Origin of the sequence: Deminuibacter soli (genome assembly GCF_003412455.1) — a bacterium.
In the GTDB taxonomy this organism is placed as follows: domain Bacteria; phylum Bacteroidota; class Bacteroidia; order Chitinophagales; family Chitinophagaceae; genus Deminuibacter; species Deminuibacter soli.
The window spans coordinates 163781-181934 of sequence record NZ_QTJU01000002.1 but is presented as its reverse complement, the minus strand read 5'-3'; the positions used below and the strand labels follow the sequence as shown (position 1 = coordinate 181934).

Annotated in this window: 16 protein-coding genes and 3 tRNA genes; 3 read left to right on the top strand and 16 right to left on the bottom strand. The window is 47.4% G+C overall.

Annotated elements, in window-relative coordinates; all coding sequences use genetic code 11:
• Positions 1-92 precede the first annotated feature (92 nt).
• From DXN05_RS24610 to DXN05_RS07145, 6 genes are all read right to left on the bottom strand, one after another.
• Entirely contained in the window at positions 93-269 is a 177-nt protein-coding gene (locus DXN05_RS24610; RefSeq protein ID WP_158559157.1) for a hypothetical protein, read from the bottom strand.
• A gap of 4 nt (positions 270-273) precedes the next feature.
• Positions 274-1728 (bottom strand): nicotinate phosphoribosyltransferase, encoded by a 1455-nt coding sequence (locus tag DXN05_RS07165; protein WP_116846561.1) that lies wholly within the window; start codon positions 1726-1728, stop codon positions 274-276.
• A gap of 27 nt (positions 1729-1755) precedes the next feature.
• Positions 1756-1986: an NUDIX domain-containing protein gene (locus DXN05_RS07160; protein ID WP_116847119.1), complete on the bottom strand. Its 231-nt coding sequence runs from the start codon at positions 1984-1986 to the stop codon at positions 1756-1758.
• Positions 1987-2068: 82 nt separating this feature from the next.
• Entirely contained in the window at positions 2069-3571 is a 1503-nt protein-coding gene (locus DXN05_RS07155) for a S8 family serine peptidase (RefSeq protein ID WP_116846560.1), read from the bottom strand.
• Between the two features lie 372 nt (positions 3572-3943).
• Positions 3944-5197, bottom strand: a complete 1254-nt coding sequence (locus tag DXN05_RS07150; RefSeq protein WP_116846559.1) for a BamA/TamA family outer membrane protein — start codon at positions 5195-5197, stop codon at positions 3944-3946.
• Positions 5198-5341: 144 nt separating this feature from the next.
• Positions 5342-5414, bottom strand: a tRNA-Gly gene (locus DXN05_RS07145).
• A gap of 299 nt (positions 5415-5713) precedes the next feature.
• Here DXN05_RS07145 and DXN05_RS07140 point away from each other — a divergent pair.
• Positions 5714-8131: an ABC transporter permease gene (locus DXN05_RS07140; protein WP_116846558.1), complete on the top strand. Its 2418-nt coding sequence runs from the start codon at positions 5714-5716 to the stop codon at positions 8129-8131.
• A 161-nt stretch (positions 8132-8292) separates the two neighbouring features.
• Here DXN05_RS07140 and DXN05_RS07135 read toward each other — a convergent pair.
• From DXN05_RS07135 to DXN05_RS07110, 6 genes are all read right to left on the bottom strand, one after another.
• Positions 8293-8379 (bottom strand) — tRNA-Leu (locus DXN05_RS07135).
• A gap of 43 nt (positions 8380-8422) precedes the next feature.
• Positions 8423-8498: transfer RNA gene (locus tag DXN05_RS07130), tRNA-Gly, on the bottom strand.
• A gap of 134 nt (positions 8499-8632) precedes the next feature.
• Entirely contained in the window at positions 8633-8836 is a 204-nt protein-coding gene (locus DXN05_RS07125; RefSeq protein WP_116846557.1) for a hypothetical protein, read from the bottom strand.
• Between the two features lie 42 nt (positions 8837-8878).
• Complete coding sequence (locus tag DXN05_RS07120) at positions 8879-9916, bottom strand: glycosyltransferase family 2 protein (protein WP_116846556.1); 1038 nt, start codon at positions 9914-9916, stop codon at positions 8879-8881.
• Positions 9917-10099: 183 nt separating this feature from the next.
• Positions 10100-11725 (bottom strand): ABC-F family ATP-binding cassette domain-containing protein, encoded by a 1626-nt coding sequence (locus DXN05_RS07115; RefSeq protein WP_116846555.1) that lies wholly within the window; start codon positions 11723-11725, stop codon positions 10100-10102.
• Positions 11726-11762: 37 nt separating this feature from the next.
• Positions 11763-13052 carry a flavin monoamine oxidase family protein gene (locus tag DXN05_RS07110; RefSeq protein ID WP_158559156.1) on the bottom strand — a complete coding sequence of 430 codons (1290 nt, stop codon included), beginning with the start codon at positions 13050-13052 and terminating at the stop codon, positions 11763-11765.
• Between the two features lie 129 nt (positions 13053-13181).
• On the opposite strand from DXN05_RS07110, the gene DXN05_RS07105 reads away from it, so the two are divergent.
• On the top strand, positions 13182-13331 hold the full coding sequence (locus tag DXN05_RS07105) for a hypothetical protein (RefSeq protein ID WP_116846553.1): 150 nt from the start codon (positions 13182-13184) through the stop codon (positions 13329-13331).
• Positions 13332-13438: 107 nt separating this feature from the next.
• Here DXN05_RS07105 and DXN05_RS07100 read toward each other — a convergent pair whose 3' ends face one another.
• From DXN05_RS07100 to DXN05_RS07085, 4 genes are all read right to left on the bottom strand, one after another.
• Complete coding sequence (locus DXN05_RS07100; RefSeq protein WP_158559155.1) at positions 13439-13930, bottom strand: lipocalin family protein; 492 nt, start codon at positions 13928-13930, stop codon at positions 13439-13441.
• A 44-nt stretch (positions 13931-13974) separates the two neighbouring features.
• Entirely contained in the window at positions 13975-14985 is a 1011-nt protein-coding gene (gene tsaD / locus DXN05_RS07095; RefSeq protein WP_116846551.1) for a tRNA (adenosine(37)-N6)-threonylcarbamoyltransferase complex transferase subunit TsaD, read from the bottom strand.
• A 29-nt stretch (positions 14986-15014) separates the two neighbouring features.
• On the bottom strand, positions 15015-15755 hold the full coding sequence (locus DXN05_RS07090; RefSeq protein WP_116846550.1) for an MlaE family ABC transporter permease: 741 nt from the start codon (positions 15753-15755) through the stop codon (positions 15015-15017).
• Positions 15756-15840: 85 nt separating this feature from the next.
• Positions 15841-17094, bottom strand: a complete 1254-nt coding sequence (locus tag DXN05_RS07085; RefSeq protein ID WP_116846549.1) for an ABC transporter permease — start codon at positions 17092-17094, stop codon at positions 15841-15843.
• Between the two features lie 337 nt (positions 17095-17431).
• Between DXN05_RS07085 and DXN05_RS07075 the strand changes: the two genes are divergently transcribed.
• The gene (locus DXN05_RS07075) at positions 17432-18118 is read left to right on the top strand and encodes a succinate dehydrogenase cytochrome b subunit (protein WP_116846547.1); all 687 of its coding nucleotides are present in this window, start codon (positions 17432-17434) and stop codon (positions 18116-18118) included.
• Positions 18119-18154: the final 36 nt, after the last annotated feature.

The following is an 18154-nucleotide window of genomic DNA, read 5'->3' as shown; positions in this document are numbered from 1 at the left end:
AAGTGTCAATTTAACAATTTATTTCCACAAACCGTATGTTTCGCCAAAATAGCTTAACCGGCCAGTGCTACCCGGCCATGGTTTCGCTCTTTTTAAGCAGCAGGTAAAGGGGCCACTGCAGCTGTCGCAATGCGCATTACATACTGCCGGTTACCGGTTGTTGTTACCAGCAGGTTGCGGTTGGAGTAGCCACCCAGCTGTGTTGCCGCTTTTATGTTTATGCCATAATATCGCTCTGCAAAAGCAAATACATCATCCTGCGCTGTCATATCTTTATTTCACGTATTGAACATTGTTTTCTGCCGGCACAATGGTACTGAGCAATGCCGCTTTAATGCTGTCAAAATCCTGGTTGCGCAACAGCTCGCCGTTTTCAAACACAGTTTCCAGTTCGTTTACATATTCCCCTGCTTCACCTTCAGGAATGGTTTTAAAACCGCCGGTCGTTTTTACCAGCTGCAGCCTGCCTGCTTTCGATGTTTTAAAAGAAGTCACCAGCTGGCCCTTGGAATCTATTTCCAGCGGGTGTTTCTGTACATTTATTTTTTTGCCGTCTACTTCTGCATAGGCGCATTTAATGGCGTAGCGCTGCGTATCCCTGTCTACTTTCTGCAGCAGCGCACCGCCCATACCAAGTATAATATTTTCTATAGAAATACCATTCAGCTTCAGTGCGCTGAACAGCAAACGAATGGTGTCGAGATTAATGCCGTCACCTTGTATCACCCTTACCTGCGGCGGCAATACGCGGTAACCTTTGTCGTTAATGGTATAACCAAAATGGTTAAACAGGATACTCAGCACACGCAGCACAGTATATACGGGGTCACCTGAATCGGGACGGATGACGAGAGTGCCCTGCCTGTTTAAAATCAGTTCTTTCAATTCAGTACCCCAGTATTCACTGCAGGCCCTGAAAATATCATACGAATCAGACACTACAGAAATTACACCGGTGGGATAAGCCTGCAATACATGGCGGAACATTTCCAGTTCGCCTTCTTCGCCCAGCAACGTCATAATAGAATGCTCTGTTGCCGGAACCGATGTAGCGGGCGGCACCGAAGCCTGGTAGTATTCCTTGGCATAAGCAGCAGCCAGTACGGTATCGCTGCCTTTAAAACTCAGCAGGTGCGACATGCCGCCCAATGCTGCGCTTTCGCAGGAGCTGGCACCACGAAAACCAAAATCATTCAGCACATAATCAATACCTGCTGTTGCACCTGCAGATGCGGTCTCCTCGTAATATAGTGTTACAATTTTGCGTATCTGGTAACTCAGCGTAGCTACCGTGGCGGGGTACCAAACCTGCATCAATACTGTTTCCAGGAAATTGGTGAGCCAGTAACAATTGGGATCGGTATTTTCAATGGTGAGCAGCACGTTGCTTACAGGCACCACGCTGCCTTCCTTTACCGCCCTGATACGTACCGGCAAACGGCCGCCGTGTTTTTCCACGATATAATCAAACTTGCTGCGGTCGAATACATCTGTACGGCCGAAGATGCCCTGCAACAGGGTTTCGGCTTCGTCTATTATCTCTTTGGTAAATACAACACCGGTAAAGTATTTTTTGATGATATACTGCAAGCCGAAAAACACCGTTTCCGGGAACTGGCCGCCGCGGCTTTCGAGATAAGCATAAATGCAGGTAGTCCCGGGGTAATAAAATTTATGGTGAGAATATTTATATGCGTCTGCCAGGAGAATAATGTTCGTGTTGCCCATATACCAGCGATTTTGTGTGTTTCAGAATTATTTTAGTGGGTTTAGCCCCGGTTTGCCAAATGTATACAGCTGCTCCAGGTAATTTACCTTAATACCGGTCTCTTCCTGCAATTCACGCTGCATCGCCTGTTCCAGCGATTCTTCTTCAAGCACAAAACCGCCGGGCAGGGTCCGCAATACCGATACGCCCTCGCCTTTGGCATACCCGAACACAACGGCATCTACGGTAATACTGATGTTGAGCTCTTTATTTGGCATGTAACAAAAATAGGCATTCGCTGAAATAATAAAGCCCGTACAAAACTGTACAGGCTTCAGAATTAAATGGGTATTCATCAGGTTATCTCACGGCACGGGCAGCATTCACCTGTCCGTAACCAAAAAAAGCATCTTTGCCGCGCGGACCATAATCTACTGCGGTACCGCGCAGGATAATATCAACCAGTAAAGGCGAGGCAAGGCCACGGTACTTATCATAGATGAGGGCTGCCACAGCGCTTGCATGCGGTGCAGCCATGGAGGTGCCTGCAGCCCAGCCATAGAAGTAAGATGCAGGAGATGTGGTTTCATCCACAAAGCCAATGTTGAACACCCAGTCAAACACCAGCGCCGGCGCTACTACGCCGCCTACATTTACTTCGCTGAAATCTTCCGGGTCAGAATCATTGCCACCCGGCGCACCATAGCTGATCAGCGATTTACCGATATTGGAGAAAGGCGCAGGCAAATACAGGCTGGTATCCTGGTTATGTCCCCAGCCATGCGGACCATTAGCCGCGATGGCCAGTACGCCCGCGCAGGCCGCAGGATAGGCGGTGTAATTTCTCTCTGCATCTACATTTACACCATCATTACCCGATGCCGCAATAAGTGTAGCACCATGTAAGGTAGCGTACAGCGTTGCACGGTTTAAGGCAGTTACCAGTTGTTTTACATCCCGGTCGTACTGCACCACAAAATCGTCAGACGGGTCATCGGGTGTGCCGTTGTCATCCGTATAGGTACGCAGCGGCAGCAAGGCACCGAGGCTCATATTTACCACATCAACATTTTTCTTTGATGCATACATTAAACCGTTGATGAGGCTGCTCCATGGGCCGCTGCCATTATCGGCCAGCACTTTCACCAGCAACAGTTTGGCTTTTGGCGCAACACCTGCCACACCCAGCCCGTCGCTTATGGCAGCAATGGTTCCGGCAACATGCGAGCCATGGCTAAAACCTTCTTCCCCGTGGTATTCCACTTCTTCGCCGTCAATAAAGCTTTTAGAGCCAACAATGTTGGCCACCAGCTCAGGATTGTGTGTTAAAAAACCGCCGTCGAGCACAGCAACGGTGGCATGTGCACCTTTGTACCCCTGATCCCATGCACCAAATGCATTTACAGACTTAAGCCCCCATTGCAGAAAGCTGTAACTGTCGCCCACGCTCTTGGCTGTTTTTGCCTCAGGCTGTGCACCGGCATTCAATGGTTGCGCAATCCTGGATGAGCGTGTTTGTATTTTAGGCAGCCAGTGTGATACAATATCAACCACAACAGATTCAACACCGTTGATACCGCGGGCTTTTGCCGCAAAAGACGGATCAGGTGTCTGCACATGTATCAAACCTATTTCAGGTATTGATTCTTTCAGCACGAATTTTTTACAACCGAGGCTGGTGAGGCGTGTAGCAATACTTTCGAGGTTACTTCCTTCTTTGGCAAGAATAATAAAACCTCTGTCTTCATGACGGTTGTTGTATGACAAGGGCGTTTGCCGCTGAACATTGTTAACCTCTTCTTTCCGGCAGGAATACACGATAGCGCAGCACATGAGCAGGGACCAGATGGTAGATTTTCTCATAGTATAGAGTTTTTTGTAGATGACAGCAGTTGAGAATAGTTTTGGTACGGAAAAGAAGAAGCTTGTTTCTTAACGGGAAGGGATAAAGTAAGCGCGTTATTAAATGTACAAAACGCAACAGAGTTTGTCAATAGCCATCAAAAGAAATAACACAGGATATTGAACGATGCAACAGCTCAATGTTTTATGTAATTGCAGGTATCCTGTTACAGCATGATATGCAGTTATATCGCGCATTTCGAAGCCTTCCTGTTTGCACAGCAACACTACTTTATGCAATGATGAAGTTGTAAAGATGTAACAGTGTATATTGAATACTGCATAGCCAAATTACCATACATGCAGCTTATTTCACAGGTGATTTTTCACACATTAAAACACCTCACCCAGGTTAAGGTAAAACTGTGAATAACCTTTACTGAAGCCATAATCAAGGGCAATATTGGTATTGGAGCGTTTATTGAATTTGATACGCAGGCCTGCACCTGCGGCAGCATGTATGTATTTGTAGGAGTGTGTACCCGGCTCACTCACACTATTGGCATTGGCGAATACCACAAAACCAAATAATCCGTTGCTGGTAAGTTCACTGCGGTATTCTGCTTCAAAATCAATCAAACCTTTTCCCCTGTAACGGTTCTGGTCAAAACCACGGCCCGAGCGGTTGGAAGGGTCCCATCCAATGGCAGGCAAATCAAGATAAGGAACGTTTGAGTTAAGCGCCGTCCAGTAAAATCCCCACAAGGCCATGGTGTGCAACTTTTGGCCTTCAATGCGCACATACTTACGCAGATCAATATATAATGATTGCCAGCTGTCGTTACTGCCAAGAAAACGTGGATTAACGCGGTACACAAGGTTAGCATACATACCGGGCAATGGGTTAAAGAAATTGGACCGCGAATCGTACAGCATGTTAAATGTAACGCCCGATGAAAGGGAATTTTCATTTTGCTTTGTACCATAGCCGTACCCTGTAAGCTTTTGCAAGCCCATGGTATCGTTAATGGTATGAATGTTTGTGTGATAATCCAGGTAATAACCGCCACCTATCAGCAGGTAAGGCTTTATTCTGCGCAGTGCACTATGGTAAAAACGGAAATAGTTATAGTTCACCAGCACCTTGTCGCGCTCGGTGTTATTGCCGCCCAGTCCCCAGGTGTATTGCGGGTACACCATTAAACGCGTATCGCCCTGCAGGTTCCATTTGTTACCGCTAAGCCAAAGATTTGATTTAAATGGAAATCCATACCTGCCCTTGAAATTGAAATACGGCGCGAATGTTATTCCTGATATATAAGTGTTGCTTCTATTACCCAAATAAAATCCCGCAGTTGTAGAAGTCACCAGCGCGCGGCCGCCACCGGGTACATTAGAAGAGATGGGTAACAGTGAATAATATACTTTTTTGCCTGGTTCGCTTTCCGGCTTTTTCAGCTTTATGTGAAATGCGCGTTTTATCACATCGATGAGATCTGTCTGCATGGCTGTATCCCGCTTCGTTACCACCGTATCGCGCCGCCCGGCTGTTGCTGAATCCCCACGCTGCGCCTGCGAAACAGTGAAAGCCAAACAACCGGCCAATACCAATAGAAGGTTAGTGAAATGATGTTTTTGTTGGTTCATGCAAATAACACAGCCAGTTGAGTGTGTGGCAGTAATAATATAATACCAATACTGTGCTAATGTAAACCCGGGGTGGCCAGGGAGCCGCCTGCAGTGCTGTAAATGAAAAAAGGCTCCTGTAAAAGGAACCTTTCTATTTTTTTGAGCGGAAGACCAGGCTCGAACTGGCCACCCCGACCTTGGCAAGGTCGTGCTCTACCAAATGAGCTACTTCCGCCTTTGATTAACCCTTATAACGCATTATCAATCAACAACTTAACAAGCTTCTTCGTTATTGGGGAGTGCAAAGATAGCAAACTGGATCATTTTTCAAAATATCCGGCCGGGAAATTTTAAAATTATTTTCCCTGGTATTTTAATTAGCTCCCTGTGCATATTCCCTGTGGGTGCAAACGGACAGTTACTGTGCGTTTATGAACGCTTTTATTGTGGGTATTTTCCTTTAAAGGGCTGATTTATAAGTATATAAACTGCTGGCATTTTTTTTAGGCCATTTTGGTACCTCAATTAATCCTCATGCTTAAGAACTATTTCACCATTGCCTGGCGAAACCTGATGAGAAACAAGGCCTTTTCTTTCATCAATATTTTTGGCCTGGCAACCGGCATGGCCGTTTGTTTGATCATCACCCTATTTGTAAGTGATGAATTGAGCTACGATAAATTCAACACCAAGGCAAACCGCATGGTACGCGTAACCTTCGGTGGCAAACTGAGTGGCGAAGTAGTGAAGGAGGCCGTTGTAATGGCGCCCGTTGCACAAACATTGCAACACGATTATCCTGAGGTTGAGGAAGCAACGCGGCTGCTGAAAAACTCCCCTGTCAAAATCAGCTACCAGGAAAAAACATTTGAGGGCGAAACTACCTGTGCTGTTGACTCAAATTTTTTCAGCGTGTTCACGCTCCCGTTTGTAAAAGGCAATGCCCAAACTGCCCTTACCGACCTCAATGCCGTAGTGATCACTGAAGATGCAGCGCGCAGATATTTCGGCGATGAAGATCCCATGGGAAAACTGCTGGTATTTAAAACATATGGTGTTACCAAAAAAGTCACAGGCGTTATTAAAAGCATACCTGCCAACGCGCATTTTCATTTTGATTTCTTTTCCTCGCTGGCAGATGTACCGGAAGCAAGAAGTACTTCTTTTTTAAATGGCAGCTACTACACCTACCTGGTATTAGCCGAAGGGTTCGACTATAAAAAGCTGCAGGCGAAACTGCCGCAGATGACAGAAAAATACATGGGGCCGCAATTAAAACAGGCAATCGGGATGGATATGGAGACGTTCAGCAAAAAGGGAAATGAAGCCGGGTTTTACCTGCAACCGCTTACCGATATTCACCTGCGTTCCAACTTTGCGGTGAACCTGGAACCAGGCGGGGACATTCAATATGTGTATATTTTTGGCGTTACCGCACTGTTTATGCTGCTGATCGCCTGTATCAATTTTATGAATCTTTCTACGGCAGGTGCCTCCAAAAGGGCAAAAGAAGTAGGGATCCGGAAAGTACTTGGCTCCGCCAAATCTGCTTTAATCCGCCAGTTTCTTTTTGAATCCATATTACTCGCTGTGATTGCATCAGTAACAGGTTTGATGCTGGCCAGACTAGGGCTGCCGGTGTTCAACCACCTGGCCAACAAAAACCTGTCGCTCCGGTTTCTCAGCAGCCCCCTTTACCTGGCAGGCTACCTGGCTTTTGCAATGGTTATTGGCATGATGGCGGGCAGTTATCCGGCATTTTTTCTATCCTCTTTTAAACCGGTTGCCGTTCTCAAAAGCAAATTCATTTCAAGACGGAAAACTAGTCTGCGCAGTGGTTTGGTGGTGTTCCAGTTTTTCATCTCGGTGATGCTGATCATTGGTACAGTGGTGGTTTATGAGCAGTTGAATTATATCCGGCACATGAAACTGGGTTTTAATAAAGACCAGGTGCTGGTGCTCAGGAACACTGCCATACTGGGCAACCGGGAAGCATTGTTAAAACAGCAGCTCCTCAACGATCAGCGTGTACTGAATGTGTCTAACGGCGGTTATCTTCCTGTTGCACCCATTTACAATGATATGACGCTTACATTCCCGGATGGCAACACTTCGCTTTCCAGGAGAACCAACGTGTACAAGATCGATCACCGTTATATAGCTACCATGGGCATGCAGCTGGCCGCAGGCAGAAACTTCTCCGGAGACCTTCGCACAGATTCATCCTGCGTTATTGTAAATGAAACGCTGGCCAGTATTTATGGCTGGGGAGTTCATGCAGCGGGGCATACGTTAAACTTCAGCACCAATTTGCAGGGAAGCGCCAAAGGCCTGCAGGTAATCGGCGTGGTGAAAGATTTTAACTTTCAATCCCTGCACGAGCCAATAGGCCCGGTGATGATGGTTTTGCAACGCAATCCCGGGCTGATTATCCGTACAAAAGGAAAAGATATTCCCGGCTTACTATCGGCTATCAAGGCACAATGGAAAACATTCGGTGTGGATGAGCCTGTTAAATACTCATTCCTGGATGAAGATTATACGGCACTTTACCAGGCAGAAGACAAAACAGGCACCATCCTCAGCATATTTGCAGTGCTCACCATTTTTGTTGCCTGCCTGGGGCTATTTGGTTTGGCCACTTTTACTGCAGAGCAGCGCACCAAAGAAATTGGCATACGCAAAACACTTGGCGCCAATGTAGGCCAGGTGGTAATGCTACTTTCCGGTTACTTCCTGAAACTGGTGATGATTGCCTGCGCGTTTGCGTTCCCGGTAGCGTGGTTCATCATGCACAAATGGCTGCAGGATTTTGCGTACCGCTTCAGCATAAGCTGGTGGGTATTTGTTATGGCCGGTGCAGGAGCAATACTGGTAGCGCTGGCCACCGTTAGTTTCCAGGCCATCAAAGCAGCTGTTGCCAACCCCATAAATAGTTTACGAACCGAATGACAACAACCCGGCAACAAAGGACATTGCATAACCGCGCAGCAACGAAGCGGCGTACAAACCCGGCTGCCAGGCATTATTGAGATATTGATTGAAGCGGAATGAAAGCTATAGTGATGATGAGAAACAAAAACACCCTCCGGAGAGGGTGATTTGCTTGCGTGTGCCCCGGGCGGGACTTGAACCCGCACTCGCGTTTGCGGCGAACAGGATTTTAAGTCCTGCGTGTCTACCAATTCCACCACCAGGGCAGCCTTGCGAAAAAAAATCCCGCTTTCGCGGGACTGTCTTTTCTGGAGCGGAAGACCGGGCTCGAACCGGCCACCCCGACCTTGGCAAGGTCGTGCTCTACCAAATGAGCTACTTCCGCTTATAATTTTGTAGTAAAGAACTCCAACCTATTCGCTTTTAAGCGATTCAGCTTCAGTTGTTTAACCGGGCTGTTTTGTCGTTGGGAGTGCAAAGATAGGGAGCAGATTCTTACTACAAAATTTTTTTTGAGATTTATTTATACTCGGGAACATACTTGGTGCTGCCCTGTACCTCAATATCAGGTTTACCCTGGTAATGACTTCTGTACAGTTGAGCGCAGCTGCCCAATACAAATGCCAGGATACAGAATACCTGAACATAAAACAAAAAGCGTGATGAACTTACCCTGTTGTAGCGAATATCTTTCTCTTTGATTTCTTCTATATCGTTTGACATATCGTTATGTATTGCTGTGCAAAAATAAGGGTGCAGGATGAATTATGTATTATTCTCCTGCGAAATAATTTCCGTAAAACGCTTTTTCCCCTTCAGAAAATAGGCAATTACCAACGAGGCCTGCAGCACACCATCCAGCTTTGCCATGGGTAATAACGCGGCTGCCTGTTGGGGCCGGTGTGTGCGTTTCCACTCGCGCACGGCCCGGTGCGCCTGCCATATGGCTTTGTAACTTTCAATATCCCCTGCTGCTATGCATTTCAGGGCAAACACATGGTCCAGCGCTATACGCAGCGGAATTTTCCAGCGCTGCTCGTTTGCCGGCAAATTTTTCAGCAGCATTACGAGGTTGTTGCGGAAGTTGAGCAGTGTTTTGCGATGCCCTTTCGGCAGGGTGCCGCCACCTACATGGTATACTACCGATGCCGGGCAGCAGGCCACTTTATAACCAGCCAGCTGTATGCGCCAGCACAGGTCTATCTCTTCCTGGTGGGCAAAGAAATATTCATCCAGTCCGCCTACTTCATGGTACACGGCTGCTTTAATAAACATTGCTGCGCCGGATGCCCAGAATACAGGCACATTGTTATTGTACTGGTTGTTATCGGCTTCCAGTGTAGTAAAAACGCGGCCTCTTGCAAAGGGGTAACCGAGGTAGTCAATCCACCCCCCTGCTGCACCGGCGTATTCAAAATGGTCTTTTTCATTCCAGGCCAGTATTTTGGGCTGACCAACCACATATTGCGGGTGCAGCTGCAGCCATTCAATCACAGGTTCAATCCACCCCGGTGTTACTTCCACATCAGAATTCAGCAGCACATAATAATCGCTCTGCACCTGCTGCAGGGCTTTGTTGTAACCGCCTGCAAAACCATAATTTTCGGGAAGTAAAATCAGCTCTACACCAGGATGCTGCGCGCGTACAAATGCCACCGAATCATCGGCAGAGGCATTGTCGGCCACAATTACACGTTTGTTGCCGTAAGTGGATGCCAGCACATGCGGTAAAAAACGCTCAAGGAATTTTTTACCGTTGTAATTTAAAATAACAATGGCTACTTCGGGTGATGAATCTGTCATTCGCGTTCAAAAATAAGGCAACCGCTGTTATGGATAAGCAGGTTAAATTCCGGTTGGCTGCAAGTAAATGAAAATTGCGAAATTAAACGCGATCAATTCAGCTATTGTAAAAGCTTTTGAAGGAAGGAATGGGTATACAAACAAAACCGTCCCGGTTAAGCCGGGACGGTTGCTATTTTAATACTAGGCGTATAATTCTTCTCTTAACTGTTTTACCCTTGCATCTTCCATGTATTCATCGAAGGTCATGAGCCTGTCGATAATGCCTTTGGGTGTTAACTCAATAACACGGTTGGCCACGGTTTGAATAAAGGTATGGTCATGCGAGGTTAACAGCACAATACCGGGGAAGCTGTTACAACCTTCGTTAAAGCTCTGGATGCTTTCGAGATCGAGGTGGTTGGTTGGCTGGTCAAGCACAACCAGGTTGGGGTTCTGCAACATCATGCGGCTGATCATGCAACGTACTTTTTCACCACCGCTCAGTACGTTTGTTTTTTTCATGATATCATCACCGCTAAACAACATCTTGCCCAAAAAGCCGCGCAGGAATGGCTCATCCGCATCGGTTACATGCGGCGGAACAAACTGGCGCAGCCAGTCAATCAGGTTCAGCCCTTCCGTAAAGAATTCACTGTTTTCTACCGGCAGGTACGCTTTGGTAATGGTAGTACCCCACTCAAATTTACCGCCTTCGGCCTGCTGGTTACCGTTGATGATTTCAAAGAAAGCAGTTACCGCCAGCGGGTCACGGCTGAGGAAGGCCACTTTCTCATTTTTATTGATGCTGAAGTTTACTTTATCGAACAGCGGACGGCCATCAACAGAAGCTTTCAGGTTTTCTACGTTCAGAATCTGGTTACCCACCTCACGCAATGGCTGGAAAATGATACCCGGGTAACGCCTGTTACTGGGTTCAATTTCTTCGATGGTTAATTTTTCGAGGGCTTTTTTACGTGAAGTAGCCTGTTTTGATTTGGAGGCATTAGCGCTGAATCGGGCGATGAAGTCGATCAAAGCCTGGCGCTTTTCTTCCATTTTCTTGTTCTTGTCAGACAGCTGGCGGCTCATCAGCTGCGAGCTCTCGTACCAGAAGGTATAGTTACCGGTGAACACCTTGATTTTCGCCCTGTCCACGTCGGCCACGTGTGTACACACGGCATCGAGAAAGTGACGGTCATGGCTTACTACCAGTACAATGTTTTCGTAATCTGCGAGGAAGTTTTCGAGCCAGCCGATGGTTTCAATATCGAGACCGTTGGTGGGCTCATCGAGCAGCAGGATGTCGGGGTTGCCAAACAGGGCCTGTGCCAGCAGCACACGCACTTTCATGTTACTGGGAATGTCTTTCATGAGTGACTGGTGAAATTCTTCACCTACACCCAGGCCGCTGAGGAAGCTGCCCGCATTGCTTTCTGCTTCGTAGCCGCCCATTTCACCAAACTCGCCTTCCAGTTCAGCGGCACGCATACCATCTTCTTCGCTGAAATCGGCTTTGGCATAAATGGTTTCCCTTTCATGCATCACTTCCCACATTTTTTTGTGGCCCATGAGCACGGTATTCAATACAGTGCTTTCGTCAAATTCAAACTGGTTCTGGCGGAGGAACGACATACGTTCGCCCGGCGTAATGTCAACCGAACCTTTGTTGGGTTCAATTTCACCACTGATGATTTTCAGGAAGGTAGATTTACCGGCACCGTTTGCACCGATAACACCGTAACAATTCCCTTTTACAAAATTGATGTTTACTTCATCAAACAAAACGCGTTTACCATAGGCCAGGGTAACGTTTTTAACACTGATCATGCGTTGCTCCTTATTTTTCGAGCCGCAAAGATACGTTTTAGATTGTTGAAAGCAGGCATTGTTTGGCGGTTATTCTGGCACTTTCAAAAGCTGCTTCCACGGTTCCGGGCACATTTCCCCGGTACAGGGCCTCCCCGGCAAAATAAATGGTATTGGCCACGGGTGTGCACAGCAGGTTGCGGGCCTGTGCCGTTTCGGGGGTGTCGTAGCTGTAAGCCCCTGCCGCAAAGGGATGAGTGTGCCAGTTGGCAACATGCCAGGCAGTTAACCGTTGCTGCAGTTGCCCGCGGTTGATGGCAAAGGCGCCTGAGAGGGAATCGAGTGCTATTGTGAGCAGCTGTTCATTGGTAGCCTGTAACAGCTCCCCTGCCTGGCTTCCGTTGAGCCAGCCGGTGAGCAGCGGCATGGCGGCGTCGCCCTGCGTCCACCAGGTGGGCACCTGGTAAGGCGTTAAAAAGAAGCCGGGCCTGCTGATGATATTCAGCCAAAAGGCTTCGCTGAATTGCAGCAATATCTTAATTACACTGCCATAGCCAACGTCTGCCGCCGCCGCATGGTACTGGTTTAGTGCCGGCTGAAACTGCACAGCGCCTGCCCGTGTGCCTGCGGCACCTGTGCTGAGCAGCGAAACAGGAATGGTGATTACGGTTTGTGCAGCTTCGTATACCACGCCATCCGTTGTTTGTACAGCTACCTTGCCCGGTTGCCAGGTAATGGTTTGTGCAACCGTGTTAAAGTGAAACACCACACCCAGTTGTTCGGCCTGTTGTTGCAGGTATACTGCCAGTGCGCTGTAGCCGGCGGGAATGCGATGCTGGTGCCCATCGTCTTCATCGGCCCATTCGCGGGCAAGCGCTTTGGTGCTTACGCGGTTAATGTCTGCCAGGTCAAATCCCTGTGCAAAACGGGTAGCCTGTTTGCGCAGGGCAGTGTATTCGTCACCGGCAAAAAACTGCTGCAGAAACGCGGCAAAAGGCATATCACCGGTGATGGACTGCATTTTCTCCATCATCTCATCCCAATCACTTTCCCCCTCGCTGCGCGGCATCAGTTTGCCCTTATCCAGCTGTATCATCTGGCCGCCGGCGCGTTCAATAGCCAAACCAGCTTCTTTTACCAAACCCAGGGTTACGGGCAAATCGCCGTGTATAAATTCCGCACCGGCTTCAACGGGTTGAGTAAAGCCATGACCGTGCAGGGTATGCATTCTGCCGCCCGGTGTGCCGTTGGCTTCCAGTACCGTTACTTTTTTTCCTGCCCTGGCCAGTTCCAGCGCACAAAGCAAGCCTGCTGCTCCTGCACCTATTATGATTGATTCGTTATTCATCTGGGTGATGGATTGATTGTTTGATTTGTTTGATGGCCGGATTGTTTTGCAGCCATTGAACCATATAACCATTGAACCATTTAATGATTTAAGGCACAACTATTGAAAAGGTTCTGTAAAACACTACCTATGATACGCAAACTTAAATCAGGCGAATACCGCCTGTATTCACGCAAAAAAGATCCGAGAACAAATAAACGTAAAAACCTGGGCACATTCGATTCACTCGATGCTGCAAAAAAGCACGAGCGGGATGTGCAGTATTTTAAGCGGCATTAATTGTTACATGGTTTTATTGTTTGAAAATAACCATTCAGCCATGTAACCATCAAACAATAAAAAAGGCAGCCCGGCGGGCTGCCTTTTTTCGGGCCGCTTGCGGCCTGCTATTTCACAAAGTTGTAGATAATGTACACGGTATTGCCTTCGAAGTTAATGGGCGAACGCAAGGTTAAGGTGGTAGCAGTAACAGCGCTTACTTCCATGCGGTAGCCGGTGGTAATGTTTTTGGGTTTTACACCGCCTTCTGCATGTTTAAACTGGAAGTAGGAAACATTGCCTGCTTTTTCTACAGACCATACAATATTACGCACACCGGGGTTACACTCGGCATCTGACGAGCTTACGCTGTATGATCCATTGCCGTTGCCGGGAAGCGTCCAGGTACTGTTGCTGAGGCAGGTATAAGATACATCGTCAAACACGGTGGCCTTGAACTTGGTATTGGCAGGTATGCCATCGAACGAAATGTTGCTTAAAGTCCAGGTGCCGGTAAAGCCTTTTTTATCAGCATTGGTAAGACCTTTCACGGTTGAGCAGGCGGCAAATGCGCAAAGCAGCAGGGCGCAGAGGCCGGTGAGTAGATAATTACGCTTCATGTATCTGTTTTTTGGGTTTAAACAACAATTGAAATGCCAAAAGGTTACCATTCGGCGCGGGCGGCAGGACTAACTTCCAACCCGCTGAATAAACCGGCCTGGTATTTATGGTAGGCAGTAATGGCAATCATGGCCGCATTATCGGTGCAATATTCAAAAGCTGGGATAAAAACCTGCCAGCCGAATTTTTTGCCATATTCCTGCAAAGCGCTGCGCAGCCCGCTGTTAGCGCTTACGCCACCGGCAATACATACCTGCTTTACACCGGTTTGCTGTGCGGCTTTTTTCAACTTTTTCATTAAAATGCGGATGATGGTTGCCTGGATGGAGGCACATAAATCTTTCAGGTTATTTTCAATAAACTGCGGATCTTTTTTTGTTTCGGCCTGTAAAAAATACAGCACCGATGTTTTCAGACCGCTGAAACTGAAATTCAGTTCGGGTATCTGCGGCTCGGCAAAACCAAAACGGGCAGGGTCGCCCTCTTTGGCATAGCGGTCAATCAACGGACCACCGGGATAAGGCAGGCCCAGCAGTTTGGCCGATTTATCAAACGCCTCTCCTGCTGCATCATCAATGGTTTCGCCAATTACTTCCAGCTCAAGCGGTGATTTGGCCAGCACAATTTGTGTATGCCCGCCGCTTACCGTTAAACATAAAAAAGGAAAAGTGGGTGCCGGGTCGCCAATTAAATTCGCCAGCACATGCGCCTGCATATGGTGCACGGCAATAAGCGGTTTGTTCAGCGCCAGCGCCAGTGATTTGGCAAACTGCGCCCCTACCAGCAGGCTGCCGATTAAACCGGGTGCCTGTGTAAAGGCGATGGCATCAATCTCATTCATTACAATGCCTGCCTGTTTCAACGCCAGGTCAACCACCGGTACAATGTTCTGCATATGCGCGCGGCTGGCCAGCTCAGGCACTACCCCACCGTATTTCTCGTGCACGGTTTGGTTGGCGATATAATTACTGAGTATGGCACCATCCACGCATAAAGCGGCACTTGTTTCGTCGCACGACGATTCGATGGCGAGTATAGCGGTATTCTTTTTCACGCTGCAAAGATAAGTGGTGTAACCTTGTTTTATAACATGATGTCGCTGATCAGGTAGTCAAAACCGATTACCAGCACGCAATTGTACATCACCGCACGTACAGCGGCCATGCTTACTTGCTGTGCATCGTGCCTTGCATGGTAACCGCAGCAGGTGGAAACGGTAGGAATGATAAAAGAAAAAACGGTTGTTTTTACCATGCACACGCTTAAATTGTATGGCTTAAAGTTCATGGTAATACCCTGTATATACTCCTGCACAGACATAAACCCCGTCCATGCAGCCAAAGCCAGTCCGGCCCCAATGCAACAGGTAATGGCCACAATAATGAGGCAGGGCATGGTATACATGCAGGCCAGCAAACGCGGCAGCACCAGGTAATTACGGGAATTGATGCCCATTACTTCAAGGGCAGCCACCTGTTCGTTGATTTGCATATACCCCAGCTCGTAGGCCATGCGGTAGCCGATAATGCCGCTGAGTACGGCAGCCAGGCCGGCAGGCAGTAATTCAAGCAAACAGAAATCGCGGGCAATCATGGCCATCAGTGGTTTGGGCACCAGTCCGGGCGGCACCAGGTAACTCATTTGAAGGGTAATAACCATGCCAATGAAAGAAGCCAGCAGTGCAATAATCCATACGGTATCAATGCCGGCATATACGCATTGCCGCAGCAGTTCTTTCCAGAACATGCGTGCATTGAGCGGCCGTTTAAATGTATGCTGTAACAGCAGCGTGTAGCGTCCTATCTGTTCAAAATATCCTGTCATATTGCTAAAATGCCCCTTAACCAGGGGCAAGTTATCAATATATATGGTAATTATTGTATGAAGATCTTATTACCAGCTGCAAATCCTATTTTGAACGGATAGCGACAACAGGATTCATTTTAGCGGCGATAGAGGCAGGAATGATGCCTGATAAGATACCGAGAATTACGCAGATCGTGAATGCCAGAATTACAATATTACCGGCAATGGCAATGGGGAACGGCAGCACCCCGCTGAGAATGGTGGCCAGCACCCACACCAGGAAAAGACCGATAACGCCCCCGATAATACACAAAAAAGCACTTTCGAGCAGGAATTCGGTGAGAATAGTGCCGCTTTTTGCACCGATGGCTTTTTTAAGACCGATCTGGCTGGTGCGTTCGCGAACAGTCACGAACATAATATTGGCTACACCAAATGCGCCTACAATAAGCGACAAGCCTGCAATAGCCCAGCCGCCAATGTTTACGGTGCCAAAAAAACCGCTTACCTGCTGGCTGAAAACATTGATATCATTGAGTGCAAAATTATCTTCATCGGTGGGGCTCAGTTTGCGTATCTGCCGCATAATGCCTTCCAGCTCGTCTACCATAGCAGTAGAGGGTATATTGTCTTTACCCTTTACCATGATATAGGGCTGTGTGTTGTTGCTATTTACATTATACATCGATGCAAAAGAGCGGTAACTCACAATAATGCTGTGATCATAATCGTACCCGCCAATCATAGAGCTGCCCTGTTTGGCAATAACACCGATAATATCGAACTTCTTTTTATCGAACATTACAGACTGGCCAACTGCTTTTTGTGCATTACCAAACAGCTGGTCGGCATTTTCGTAACCGATAATACAAACCGGGTTGCCGCGTAAGAACTCGCTTTCGTTGAGGTAGCGGCCATAACCGATATCGATGGTTTGAATTTTATTGAATTCTTCTGAAACACCGTCTATGCTTACATTATTAAGCTGGCTATTGCCTGCCTGCACATTGGTGTTTACAGAATTGAAGTAACAGATATATTCAGCGAGCCCGCTTTTTTCGCGGATCATTTTTACTTCATCGTATTTGGGAACAGGCCGGTTCACAAATTTCCACCAGGGATAATCCGGTCCGCCCGAGTACTCCCATTTATCTATATATATAGAGTTGGATCCGAGGGATTGCACATCGCTCTGCACTTTGCTTTCGAGGCTATGCACCGTGGCCAGTACACCAATAATGCAGAAAATGCCGATGGTAATACCAAAAAGAGACAGGAAGGTACGCAGTTTGTTTACTTTCAGCTCTTGCAGGGCCATGCGGAAGCTGTTCCATAATATGCTGAGTAATTTACGCATAGACAAATATAATATAAGGTAAACACAAAACAGCGCTGAAAGTGGTGAACGGCATGAAGGGCTTATACCGCCCTAATAAGGTAACCGTTACACAGCACAACATTGTTTAAACAGCAAGCATTGTACAGGTAGCAAAATGGCAGGAACAAATGTTCAAAAAAGCGGTTGGAGGCAAATTGGTTGTTATATATACTACATTAACCAAGCGAATACTTGTTTACCAACTTGTTATTTATCCAGAACTATCAAAAGTTTTTGAAAATATATTTTTTAAGCTCCGGAAACTGATGATCGTGCCATACATTTGCAGCGAAATTTCTTCAAAAACTCACGTTTTATGACCTGGAAACAAGTGTTTGCTTCTTCTGTAGGCAGGAAAATCACCATGGGATTGACCGGCATATTCCTGATTCTTTTTTTAATTGTACACGTTGGTCTTAATGCCTGTATCTGGGCAATGGATCACGGCGCAATGTTTAACAGGGCCGCGCACTTTATGGGCGCAACAGTTGTGCCCCGCATATTAGAGGTGGGCCTGTTTGTATTTCTGTTACTGCACATCATCCAGGGCCTTGTACTGGAAGCCAGCAACCGCAGCAAAAGAGGTACCGCCTACGCGGTAAATTATGGCAACCGTGGCAGCCGCTGGTACAGCCGCAGCATGGGCTTACTGGGCACCATTATTCTGCTTTTCCTGTGCGTGCACCTGGTACACTTCTGGATTCCTTCCCGCTTTTCCGAAATGCAGGAAATAGACCTGGGCAATGGTATACTGGTACACAACCTGTACGGTTTAATGCAGAATGTATTTACAGAAGGCTGGGTATCTATCGTGTATGTCCTGGGTTGCATTTCCCTGGCTTACCACCTGGCGCATGGCTTTCTCAGCGCATTTAAAACAGTTGGTGTACACAACAAACGTTATATACAACTGATCAACGGTCTCGGACTGGCATTTTCTATCATCGTTCCGCTGGCTTTTGCCATGATGCCGCTGAGCTTTTATTTCCACTGGGTTAACTAATAACAGATAGGACAAAGGGCTATATCAGGCCCGCAA

What these genes read in the sequence shown, in the direction of transcription:
- DXN05_RS07110 (WP_158559156.1), bottom strand. Translation starts at nt 13,052, where the DNA reads ATGAATAACGAATCAATCATAATAGGTGCAGGAGCAGCAGGCTTGCTT.
- DXN05_RS07075 (WP_116846547.1), top strand. Translation starts at nt 17,432, where the DNA reads ATGACCTGGAAACAAGTGTTTGCTTCTTCTGTAGGCAGGAAAATCACC.
- DXN05_RS07155 (WP_116846560.1), bottom strand. Translation starts at nt 3,571, where the DNA reads ATGAGAAAATCTACCATCTGGTCCCTGCTCATGTGCTGCGCTATCGTG.
- DXN05_RS07120 (WP_116846556.1), bottom strand. Translation starts at nt 9,916, where the DNA reads ATGACAGATTCATCACCCGAAGTAGCCATTGTTATTTTAAATTACAAC.
- DXN05_RS07090 (WP_116846550.1), bottom strand. Translation starts at nt 15,755, where the DNA reads ATGACAGGATATTTTGAACAGATAGGACGCTACACGCTGCTGTTACAG.
- DXN05_RS07165 (WP_116846561.1), bottom strand. Translation starts at nt 1,728, where the DNA reads ATGGGCAACACGAACATTATTCTCCTGGCAGACGCATATAAATATTCT.
- DXN05_RS07105 (WP_116846553.1), top strand. Translation starts at nt 13,182, where the DNA reads ATGATACGCAAACTTAAATCAGGCGAATACCGCCTGTATTCACGCAAA.
- DXN05_RS07150 (WP_116846559.1), bottom strand. Translation starts at nt 5,197, where the DNA reads ATGAACCAACAAAAACATCATTTCACTAACCTTCTATTGGTATTGGCC.
- DXN05_RS07160 (WP_116847119.1), bottom strand. Translation starts at nt 1,986, where the DNA reads ATGCCAAATAAAGAGCTCAACATCAGTATTACCGTAGATGCCGTTGTG.
- DXN05_RS07125 (WP_116846557.1), bottom strand. Translation starts at nt 8,836, where the DNA reads ATGTCAAACGATATAGAAGAAATCAAAGAGAAAGATATTCGCTACAAC.
- DXN05_RS07100 (WP_158559155.1), bottom strand. Translation starts at nt 13,930, where the DNA reads ATGAAGCGTAATTATCTACTCACCGGCCTCTGCGCCCTGCTGCTTTGC.
- DXN05_RS07140 (WP_116846558.1), top strand. Translation starts at nt 5,714, where the DNA reads ATGCTTAAGAACTATTTCACCATTGCCTGGCGAAACCTGATGAGAAAC.
- DXN05_RS24610 (WP_158559157.1), bottom strand. Translation starts at nt 269, where the DNA reads ATGACAGCGCAGGATGATGTATTTGCTTTTGCAGAGCGATATTATGGC.
- DXN05_RS07115 (WP_116846555.1), bottom strand. Translation starts at nt 11,725, where the DNA reads ATGATCAGTGTTAAAAACGTTACCCTGGCCTATGGTAAACGCGTTTTG.
- DXN05_RS07085 (WP_116846549.1), bottom strand. Translation starts at nt 17,094, where the DNA reads ATGCGTAAATTACTCAGCATATTATGGAACAGCTTCCGCATGGCCCTG.